The following is a 7,039-nucleotide window of genomic DNA, read 5'->3' on the forward strand; positions in this document are numbered from 1 at the left end:
CGCACGAAGTGCGGGCGCCGTCGACAGCGGGTCGCCGTCAGGGGGAGACAAGCCCGCCGGAGCAGGCCGGGGGCTCAGCCCCGGACGATGTTCTCCGCCTGCGGACCCTTCTGGCCCTGGGTGATGTCGAACGTCACGGCCTCGCCCTCGGTCAGCTCGCGGTACCCGTTGCCCGAGATGTTGGAGTAGTGGGCGAAGACGTCCGGTCCGCCGCCGTCCTGGGCGATGAAGCCGAAGCCCTTCTCGGAGTTGAACCACTTCACGGTGCCGCTGGCCATGCTCGTCCTTCTGGTCAGTCCGGCGACGGTCCGGGGTGGGACCGTCGCGGCGCCCTTCCACGGGCGCCACACGGGTCTTCCCCCGACACATGCCCACCTACACCCACTGATCCGATCTTGTTACTCCGATGTGATGATCTTCCCGTCACCCGGGACCATGACTCCAGGCCCCGAGCCGGTGACCGGCGGTCAGATCTGGCCGTGCGAGTCCTTCGGGTGACGGCAGCGGACGTGGGGAGGGCCCGTGCCGAGATCAGGACCGGTGGCGTCGACGAAGGTGTTCACACAGGGCTCGTGGCCGTTGCCTCGGTAGCGCGGACACCGGCAGAAGTGGGGAGTCGGAGGTGGTGGCAACGCTCCCCCGCAGCCGTCGCCCACGAACCACGCGCGCTCCTCGGGCAGCAGCTCGGTGCCCGCCCTCCGCAGGATCGCCGCGGCCTCGCGGCGGGCGGCGACGACCACCGCCGTGGCTTCCGCCAGCGCCTTCGACTGCTCACCGGTCCGCCGGTCCGGCTCCACGTTGTCGGACATCCACGCCCTCCTCCGAGTGGTCGGGCCACCGTCGTACCAGAAGGGCGGCGCCCGGCCTGAGACGGCGCGCACGGGCTGCGCCGCACGCCCGACGGGGCTTCCGCCGGGAGGAGCAGCCGGAGACCCGGCTGCGTGCCGGCGATCAGCCCGCGGCCGTGCCGCCGGGCGAGGGCACGCCATGAGGGCGGAGGACCATGAGTCCGTCCTCCAGGGTCGCCACCATCGCGAAGGGGAACCGGTCGAGTTCGAGACAGAGGGCGACGTCGTCCGGGTGGGCTCCCTGGCGCACCCCCTCCGTCAGCTCGGCGGCGGCGCGCGACGCGCCGGCGCGGCGGAGGAACCCGGCCGCGTCCGTCGCGGTCCCGCTCGCCCTCCGGGCGATGTACTGCGCGCACGCCAGGTCCTCCTCGGCCCGGCCGTCCTCGCCGGTGACCACGAACGTGACGTCGTCGCAGTCGCGTGCCCGCAGGATCCGAGCCGTCGCCTCCGCCACCACGAAGCCGGCGCACAGCACGAGGGACGCGTCCTTGACGGCGAGGGCGCCGACCGTCCCGGCCGTGGTCTTCTGCACGACGGTCCGTCCACCGAGGTCGGCGGACCGCAGCAGCCCCGGCGAGTTGACGGCGTCGAAGCCGGGCGCGGGCGGGCCGTCCTTGAGCGCCACCCAGTCCGGGTGACGGGCCTTGAGCGCCAGGGCGTCGTCCAGCGACTCGGCGAGAACGATCTTCTCCGCCCCCCGGGCGAAGGCCCAGGCGGCCACCGTGTAGGCACGCATGACGTCGATCACGACCGCCACCGACGGGGCTTCGGCCAGCTCGGTGATACCAAGGAAACGAGCGTCCATCCGGTCATGATCACGCATGCCGGACGCGAAGTGCGCGGACAGTGGCACGCATCACGTCGTCCGGCTCACAGGCCCTCGCCGGTTGGGTGACGCCGGCCGGCCGAGACCTGGCTGCCCGGTCGGTCACGGTCGCAGACCGCGGACCGCCGACATACGGTATGCGTGGTCCGACCCGCCCGCCCTGCCCGCCCCACGGAGCCCCGCGCCCCGACCTGCCCCGGCCTTTGTGTACGCCGCAACCGCAGTCCGACCCCACGGCGTTGGAACCCCGACGCGACAAGAGGAGTCCGCGATGGGAATGTACGAGGACGTCTTCCGCGCCAGCACGGAGGACCCCGAGACCTTCTGGCTCGACGCCGCCGAGGGCATCGACTGGGACGTCGTCCCCCGGCGGGCCCTCGACTCCTCGAACGCCCCCTTCCACCACTGGTTTCCCGACGGGCGGCTCAACGTCTGCTTCAACGCGCTCGACCGGCACGTCGAAGCGGGCCGCGGCGACCAGCCCGCGCTCGTCTACGACTCCCCCGTCACCGGCACCCGGCGCACCTACAGCTACACGCAGCTGAGGGACGAGGTGGCGGCGTTCGCCGGGGCGCTCACCCAGCTCGGCGTGGGGCGTGGCGACCGGGTGGTGATCTATCTGCCGATGGTCCCGGAGGCCGCCGTCGCGATGCTGGCCTGCGCCCGGATCGGCGCGGTCCACTCGGTCGTCTTCGGCGGTTTCGCCCCGCGCGAGCTCGCCCTCCGCATCGACGACGCCACGCCCAAGGTGGTCGTCTCCGCCTCCTGCGGCATCGAGGGCAAGCGGGTCATCCCGTACAAGCCGCTGCTCGCCCGGGCGATCGAACTCGCCTCCCACAAGCCCGAGAAGAGCGTGATCCTGCAACGTCCACAGGAAATCGCCGAGTTGGGACCCGACGACCTCGACTGGGCCGACCTGGTGGCCGCCGCACCGCCGGCCGAGTGCGTTCCCGTGCCCGCGAACGATCCCCTGTACATCCTCTACACCTCCGGAACCACGGGAAAGCCCAAGGGAGTCGTGCGTGACTGCGGCGGCTACGCGGTCGCCCTGCACTGGTCGATGGGCGCCGTGTACGACATCGGTCCGGGCGAGACCATGTTCACCGGATCCGACGTCGGCTGGGTCGTCGGCCATTCGTACATCGTCTACGGACCCCTGCTGGTCGGCGCCACGACCGTCCTGTACGAGGGCAAGCCGGTCGGCACACCGGACGCGGGCCAGTTCTGGCGCGTCGCGGCCGACTACGGCGTCAAGACCATGTTCACGGCGCCGACCGCCTTCCGGGCGATCCGCAAGGAGGACCCGGAGGGAACACTCGCCGCAGCCCACGACCTGTCCCGCCTGCGCTACCTCTTCCTCGCCGGTGAGCGTCTCGACCCCGAGACCTACCGCTGGGCGAGCGCCCTTCTGGACGTCCCGGTGATCGACCACTGGTGGCAGACCGAGACCGGCTGGCCCATCGTCGCCAACCCGGTCGGCATCGAAGCCGCCCCCGTCAAACCCGGCTCCCCCACCCGCCCGCTGCCCGGCTGGGACGTCCGGGTCCTCGACCCCTCGGGCAAGCCGGCCCCCGAGGGCGTCGACGGGGCGATCGTGGTCAGACTGCCCCTGCCGCCCGGAGCGCTCCCCACCCTCTGGAACGACGACGACCGCTACATCGCCTCCTACCTGTCCGCCTACGACGGCTACTACCTGACGGGCGACAGCGGGCACATCGACGGCGACGGCTACGTCTTCGTCATGGGCCGCACCGACGACGTCATCAACGTCGCCGGACACCGGCTGTCCACGGGCAGCATGGAGGAGGCTCTGGCCGCCCACCCCGACGTCGCCGAGTGCGCGGTCATCGGCGTCGCCGACCCCCTCAAGGGACAGGTGCCACGGGGCTTCGTCGTCCTGAAGGCCGGCACGGCCCGCGAGCCGGGCGAGGTCGAGGCCGAACTCGTCCGGCTCGTACGCGACCGGATCGGCGCCGTCGCCTCCCTCAAGGACGTGGCGGTCGTGGCCGCCCTGCCCAAGACCCGCTCGGGAAAGATCCTGCGCAAGACGATGCGCGGCATCGCGGACGGCCGCGACGAACCCGTCCCCTCCACGGTCGACGACGCGAGCGTCATCGACGCGCTGCGTCCCGTTCTCCGCCGCGGCGGAGACGGCGACCGCACCCCGTGAAGGGGGTCCGGTGACGCTACGCCGCCGCGGGCCGTGAGTGCGGGGCGATCCGGATGGGCCCTACGACGGTCAGCGGGGTCCCCAGTCCTTCGCACAGGCGGCGGGCGCGGGCGAGCACGCTGAGTGAGGCCGGGGAGGGGTCCGACGTGGGCAGCTGGATCCGGACGTGCCGTGGGCCATGGGTGGCGAGGAGCGTCTCGATGTGCAGGGCGACCGCCGCGCGGCCGGTGACATCGAGGTCGCGCAGGAGGGTCACGTGAAGGACGCGATCCTCGAAGACATGGCTGATGAGCATGAACCCTCCTGCCACACGTCGGTCCACCCGCTGCCCCGGTCCTCTGTGGGCGAGAGGAGGCAAGGGGTGGTGGATCCAGTATCCGACAACCCTTCCGAAGCGGCGCGCGGGACGCCCGAGGGCAGGCCGCGGCCCGGTCCTGATACCGCTTCCCGACGATGGCGGTGGTGGGGAGAAGAGGGGTGAATGGAGTGCGCGCACGGTTTCGGCGTACTCCCCGCGGGCAGCCGCCCGGGGAAGGCACCCTCGCGGTGAAGGGGCACCGAGTCATGTCCACAGGCACGATCCTGGCCATCGTCGTTCCGGCCGTGGTGCTGGTCGTCCTGGTCGCGTCGGCGTTCGCGCTGGACCGTCCGCGTCGGCACCGGTCGCACGAGGGCCTCGGCACGGACCAGCAGCACGACTCCCTCGGCACCCGCCCCCTGCCGGACCACGTGCGGGAGCGCTACCTGCGGGAGTGGCGGGGCGTGCAGGAACAGTTCGTCCAGCGGCCGGAGGCGGCGGTCCACGACGCGGACCGCCTGGTGAGCGTCCTCATGCGGGAGCGCGGTTGTCCCACGGAGGACTTCGAGCAGCGGGCGCGCGACCTGCCGGTGGAACACGGCCGCGCTCTGGCGCGCTACCGCGAGGCCCACGAGATCGACCTGCTCGCCGCCACGCACCGGGCCACCGCCGAGCAGTTGCGCGGAGCGATGGCCCTCTACCGGGCCCTCTTCGACGAACTCCTCCCCGACGGAGACCAGGACGGCCCCGGAGGCCCCGAGGGGTAGGACCGGGCGCGGGAGCCGGAGACAGCGTTCCTCTCATGTTTACGGGGGACGAAACGGGCTAGCCGCGATACATCAGACGAGGACGCACGAAAGGAGCACGACCGTGTCGGGCGAGGAGAAGATGAAGGCCAAGAAGGAACAGGCCAAGGGCAAGGTCCAGGAAGCCGCCGGCCGGGCCGTCGGGAACGAGCGCCTCACGGCGAAAGGCCGCACCGAGCAGATGAAGGGGGACGCTCGGCAGGCCAAGGAGAAGATCAAGGACACGATGAAGGACTAGCACCGCCGGTCCACCCTCCGCGGTGCCGGGCATGGGCGGTGCAAGGGCATCGCCGTGCGGGGCGTCCGCGGTGCGGGGCGGGTTCGGACAAGGGCCCCCGGCCCCCGGCCCGCCCCCGGCCCGCGCCTCCGCAGTGGGGCCGGGCAGACGCCGTTCATGAGGTGACGGACATGCCTACGCCGCCCGGTCCCGGGCCCGAGGCCCGTTACGAACACGGCTCACCTCCAGAGAGCGAGGCACACCATGATCCTTGTCGGAGTCATTCTTCTGGTCATCGGATTCGTCGCCGGCATCTCGATCCTGTGGACCATCGGGATCGTCCTGGTCGTCATCGGCGCCATCCTGTGGATCCTCGGAGCCCTCGGCCATGCGGTGGGAGGGCGACGCCACTACTGGTGACGCGGATCCCGCCCGGAGGCCGACGGTGCCGGGTGCGGCACGCGCGCGGGACAGCTGATGACCGGCCGTCCCGCTGAACGTCGGCCTCCGTTCGAGCGGATACGAAGCGGGATCCGTCGCGTGCGGGCCGGCCACCGATGGGGGCCGGTCAGCGAACTCGACCTGTGGCAGCGTTCGCTGGGGTTCGCGGCGCTTGGATTCCTCACCCTGATCCCGCTGTTGATCGTCGTGTCCGCGGCCGGTGCGGGCAGCGGCAAGGGTTTCGCGCAGTGGCTCGGCGACGCGCTCGGCGTCTCGGAGCCCGCCCGGATGGAGATCGAGCACCTCTTCGCACTCCCCGGCCAGGTGCGGCGGGCCACGACGGCGTTCGGCCTGGCCCTGCTCGCCGTGTTCGGGCTCTCGTTCGGCACCGTGGTGCAGAGCGGCTACGAGAAGGTCTGGGACCTTCCCCCGGCGCGCTGGCGGGCCAGATGGCGGCACGTGCTGTGGCTGGCCGTCCTCCTGGGGGTTCTGTATCTGCTCGCCGTCGCCGCCTTCTGGCGCCAGGGTCCGACCGGGGGCGTCGTCACCCTGCTCAGCGGCATCCTGTTCTTCTGGTGGTCGCAGCACCTGCTGCTCGGGGGCAGGGTCGGGTGGACGGCCCTGCTGCCCGGTGCGGTGGCCACCGTGCTCGGGCTGCTGGGGCTGAGGGTGTTCTCCCGGCTCGTCTTCTCCCCGTTGATCGCGTCGAGCGCCGTCAGTTACGGGCCGTTCGGCGCGTTCCTGGTCATCGAGACCTGGCTCGTCGCGGTGGGTGTGGTCGTGTTCGGCGGTGCACTGGCGGGCCGCCTGTTCGACGACGAGCTGCCCCGTGTGACACGGAGGCCGAGACGGCGGACGTGACCCCGCCGGAGACCGAGGGCATGGGCGACCGGGGCCGGGGCAGGCGGAGTACGGGCGAGCACGCAATCCGCCGCGTACGAAGCACGAATCACGAAACACGAAGCACGGAAAGGGAGGACGGCGGGGAACCGCACGCCGCCCTCTGCCTACCGGGGGAGTTGTTTTCGCGTGACCGAACACATCTGGAGCTACAAGTCGACCACGGGTCACCTGGCCGGGACCGACCTGACCGGCTACAAGGTCGAGGCGACCAACGGCGGCATCGGTAAGGTCGACAAGCACTCCGACGAGGTCGATGACGCCTATCTGGTCGTGGACACCGGGCCCTGGATCTTCGGCAAGGAGGTCCTGCTGCCGGCCGGCACCGTCGTCCGCGTCGACGTGGACGAACGGAAGGTCTACGTCGACGGGTCCAAGGAGCAGATCAAGGACGCTCCCGAGTTCCACCGCGACACGCACCTGGACGACCCCGCCTACCGCCACGAGTTGGGCGCGTACTACATGCTGGGCGGCCCCTTCGGCAACCGCCTGGTCTGACCGCCCGCGCGACGGAGGGCCCGAACTCGCCGAGT

At 71.4% G+C, this 7,039-nt stretch carries 10 protein-coding genes; 6 read left to right on the forward strand and 4 right to left on the reverse strand.

Translation table 11 applies throughout. From position 1 onward, the window contains the following. Positions 1-74 precede the first annotated feature (74 nt). The 3 genes from ACFQ79_RS39670 to ACFQ79_RS39680 all read right to left on the reverse strand — a co-directional run bounded on the left by ACFQ79_RS39670 (position 75) and on the right by ACFQ79_RS39680 (position 1,653). Positions 75-278, reverse strand: a complete 204-nt coding sequence (locus ACFQ79_RS39670) for a cold-shock protein (RefSeq protein ID WP_030213732.1) — start codon at positions 276-278, stop codon at positions 75-77. Positions 279-467: 189 nt separating this feature from the next. Then, positions 468-809 carry a DUF6422 family protein gene (locus tag ACFQ79_RS39675; RefSeq protein ID WP_383593030.1) on the reverse strand — a complete coding sequence of 114 codons (342 nt, stop codon included), beginning with the start codon at positions 807-809 and terminating at the stop codon, positions 468-470. 142 nt (positions 810-951) lie between these two features. Beyond that, positions 952-1,653 carry a 2-phosphosulfolactate phosphatase gene (locus tag ACFQ79_RS39680; RefSeq protein ID WP_383593033.1) on the reverse strand — a complete coding sequence of 234 codons (702 nt, stop codon included), beginning with the start codon at positions 1,651-1,653 and terminating at the stop codon, positions 952-954. 292 nt (positions 1,654-1,945) lie between these two features. Between ACFQ79_RS39680 and ACFQ79_RS39685 the strand changes: the two genes are divergently transcribed. Next, positions 1,946-3,844 carry a propionyl-CoA synthetase gene (locus ACFQ79_RS39685; protein WP_383593035.1) on the forward strand — a complete coding sequence of 633 codons (1,899 nt, stop codon included), beginning with the start codon at positions 1,946-1,948 and terminating at the stop codon, positions 3,842-3,844. A gap of 16 nt (positions 3,845-3,860) precedes the next feature. Here ACFQ79_RS39685 and ACFQ79_RS39690 read toward each other — a convergent pair whose 3' ends face one another. Next, positions 3,861-4,139 (reverse strand): hypothetical protein, encoded by a 279-nt coding sequence (locus tag ACFQ79_RS39690; RefSeq protein WP_383593037.1) that lies wholly within the window; start codon positions 4,137-4,139, stop codon positions 3,861-3,863. A gap of 269 nt (positions 4,140-4,408) precedes the next feature. Here ACFQ79_RS39690 and ACFQ79_RS39695 point away from each other — a divergent pair, with 269 nt between their 5' ends. From ACFQ79_RS39695 to ACFQ79_RS39715, 5 genes are all read left to right on the forward strand, one after another. Continuing rightward, a complete protein-coding gene (locus ACFQ79_RS39695; RefSeq protein WP_383593039.1) occupies positions 4,409-4,909 on the forward strand; it encodes a hypothetical protein in 501 nt (166 codons plus the stop codon). Positions 4,910-5,030: 121 nt separating this feature from the next. Continuing rightward, positions 5,031-5,186, forward strand: a complete 156-nt coding sequence (locus tag ACFQ79_RS39700) for a CsbD family protein (protein WP_383593048.1) — start codon at positions 5,031-5,033, stop codon at positions 5,184-5,186. 243 nt (positions 5,187-5,429) lie between these two features. Continuing rightward, entirely contained in the window at positions 5,430-5,585 is a 156-nt protein-coding gene (locus ACFQ79_RS39705) for a DUF6131 family protein (protein WP_266974719.1), read from the forward strand. Between the two features lie 57 nt (positions 5,586-5,642). Continuing rightward, positions 5,643-6,467 (forward strand): ribonuclease BN, encoded by an 825-nt coding sequence (locus ACFQ79_RS39710; RefSeq protein WP_383593042.1) that lies wholly within the window; start codon positions 5,643-5,645, stop codon positions 6,465-6,467. 168 nt (positions 6,468-6,635) lie between these two features. After that, positions 6,636-7,004 (forward strand): PRC-barrel domain-containing protein, encoded by a 369-nt coding sequence (locus ACFQ79_RS39715; protein ID WP_383593045.1) that lies wholly within the window; start codon positions 6,636-6,638, stop codon positions 7,002-7,004. Positions 7,005-7,039: the final 35 nt, after the last annotated feature.

The sequence above is a fragment of the Streptomyces sp. NPDC056480 genome (assembly GCF_042795405.1).
GTDB lineage: Bacteria > Actinomycetota > Actinomycetes > Streptomycetales > Streptomycetaceae > Streptomyces.